3 protein-coding genes are annotated in these 2,331 nt (G+C 71.1%); 1 reads left to right on the top strand and 2 read right to left on the bottom strand.

Annotation, left to right across the window (positions count from 1 at the left end):
* A partial coding sequence (locus G5C65_RS35630) for an RICIN domain-containing protein (protein ID WP_165303199.1) occupies positions 1-485 on the top strand: 485 nt, incomplete at its 5' end.
* Positions 486-502: 17 nt separating this feature from the next.
* On the opposite strand, the gene G5C65_RS35635 is transcribed toward G5C65_RS35630, so the two are convergent.
* Positions 503-1,171: a TetR family transcriptional regulator gene (locus G5C65_RS35635; RefSeq protein ID WP_165303200.1), complete on the bottom strand. Its 669-nt coding sequence runs from the start codon at positions 1,169-1,171 to the stop codon at positions 503-505.
* A 7-nt stretch (positions 1,172-1,178) separates the two neighbouring features.
* Complete coding sequence (locus G5C65_RS35640) at positions 1,179-2,198, bottom strand: acyl-CoA desaturase (RefSeq protein ID WP_165303201.1); 1,020 nt, start codon at positions 2,196-2,198, stop codon at positions 1,179-1,181.
* Positions 2,199-2,331 lie beyond the last annotated feature (133 nt).

Here is a 2,331-nt window from a genome sequence, read left to right on the forward strand (position 1 = left end):
GCGACGGGGGGAGGGCGGAGCGGGCGCGCGCGGCGCCGGAACCGGGCCGGTACCAGCTCCGCGCCGCGGATTCAGGGCTGTGCGCCTCGCAGCGCCGGGGCAGCGATTCGGGGCGGCTGCACCCGGCACCGTGCGAACGCGCCTTCCCCGTCCACCGGTTGCAGCGGGCCGGCGGCGGCGCGTGGTTTCTGAAGAGCGAGCGCCCCGGGTCCGGGCCGCCGGGCTGCCTCGGTGTGCAGCGGGCCCGTACGGAGGCCGGCGCACCGCTGGAGGACGGCCGCTGCGGGGACCGGGGCGCGGCGGAGCGCTTCACGCTGGAGCCGGTCACGGAACCGGAGCGGGGCTACCGGCTGCGCCCCGTACACACCCGCCTGTGCGCCGGCTTCCCGCAGGGCGCCGACCGCACAGGGCAGCTCGCCCAGGTGCCGTGCGAGCGGGCCGGGGCCGGCCAGGTCTTCCTGCTGGACCCGGTGCGGCCGGAGTGACGCCGGACAGCGGCGGGTCAGCTCTTGCGGTGGCCTATCAGCCGGGGCTTCTGCTCCAGGCCGTCCAGGCCGTGCCAGGCGAGGTTCACCAGGTGGGCTGCCACCTCGGCCTTCTTCGGTTTGCGGACGTCGAGCCACCACTGGCCGGTCAGGGCGACCATGCCGACCAGGGCCTGGGCGTAGAGCGGGGAGAGCTTGGCGTCGAAGCCCCTGGACTTGAACTCGCGGCCCAGGATGTCCTCCACCTGGGTGGCGATGTCCGAGATCAGCGAGGCGAAGGTGCCCGTGGACTGGGCCACCGGGGAGTCGCGGACGAGGATGCGGAAGCCGTCCGTGTACTGGTCGATGTAGTCGAGGAGGGCGAAGGCCGCCTGTTCGAGGAGCTCGCGGGGGTGGCCGCCGGTGAGAGCGCCGGTGACCATGTCGAGGAGACGCCGCATCTCCCGGTCGACCACCACCGCGTACAGGCCCTCCTTGCCGCCGAAGTGCTCATAGACCACCGGCTTGGAGACTCCCGCCTTGTGGGCGATCTCCTCCACCGAGGTTCCCTCGAAGCCGCGCTCGGCGAACAGGGCACGCCCGATGTCGAGGAGCTGTTCGCGGCGCTCCTTGCCCGTCATACGGCGGCGGGCGCGGCGCTTCGGGGCGGCGTTCGGTTCGCTGGATGAGCTGTCTGCGGTCGGCACGGGCCCATCATGCCGCGTCGGCAGCGGACTCCTGGCGGCGGGAGTCGATGCGCTCAGGCTTGGGCCAGCGCACGTCGGACGCCCAGCCCGCCTTCTCGAACCAGCTGATCAGCCGTGCGCTGGAGTCGATCTGGCCGCGCTCGACGCCGTGCCGGGCGCAGGTGGGGTCGGCGTGGTGCAGGTTGTGCCAGGACTCGCCGCACGAGAGGACCGCCAGCCACCACACGTTTCCGGACCGGTCCCGGGACTTGAAGGGGCGCTTGCCCACCGCGTGGCAGATGGAGTTGATCGACCAGGTGACGTGGTGCAGCAGCGCCACCCGCACCAGTGAGCCCCAGAAGAACGCCGTGACCGCGCCCTGCCAGGACCAGGTGGCCAGCCCGCCGATCAGCGGGGGGAGGAGGAGTGAGACGACCGTCCACAGGACGAACTGCCGGGAGATGCGGCGGACCACGGAGTCCTTGATGAGGTCCGGCGCGTACTTCTGCTGCGGCGTCTGCTCCTCGTCGAACATCCATCCGACGTGAGCCCAGGCGAGGCCCTTCAGCAGGGCCGGCACCGTCTCGCCGTACCGCCACGGCGAGTGCGGGTCGCCCTGGGCGTCGGAGAACTTGTGGTGCTTGCGGTGGTCGGCGACCCACCGCACCAGGGGGCCCTCGACGGCCATCGACCCCATGATCGCCAGCGCGGCCCGCAGCGGGCGCTTCGCCTTGAAGGAGCCGTGGGTGAAGTGGCGGTGGAAACCGATCGTGATGCCATGGCAGGTGATGAAGTACATCGCCACCATCAGCCCCAGGTCGAGCCAGCTCATCCCCCAGCCCCAGGCCAGCGGCACGGCCGCGATCAGCGCCAGGAACGGGACGGTGATGAACAGCAGCAGCGTGAACTGCTCCACCGAACGCCGCCGCTCTCCGCCGAGTGTCGCGGACCCCGCATCGGGGGAGGGGGAGGGAGAGGGGGAGTCGGTGTGCTCGGATTCGGGAGGCGCTTTCGGTGAACTGTCGAGCACGTCGGGGGTAGTCGTCATAGATGTCCCTCATTGGACCGGTGGCTTGGCTACGGTTCCGTAACCTACGGCATCGTAAGTATGGCAGCCCTTGGTCGCGGAACAAGAGGGGTACATCGACCAAGAGTGCACATTGCCCCCCTCTCGCCCGCCC

The organism is Streptomyces boncukensis (genome assembly GCF_011045075.1).
Classification (GTDB): domain Bacteria; phylum Actinomycetota; class Actinomycetes; order Streptomycetales; family Streptomycetaceae; genus Streptomyces; species Streptomyces boncukensis.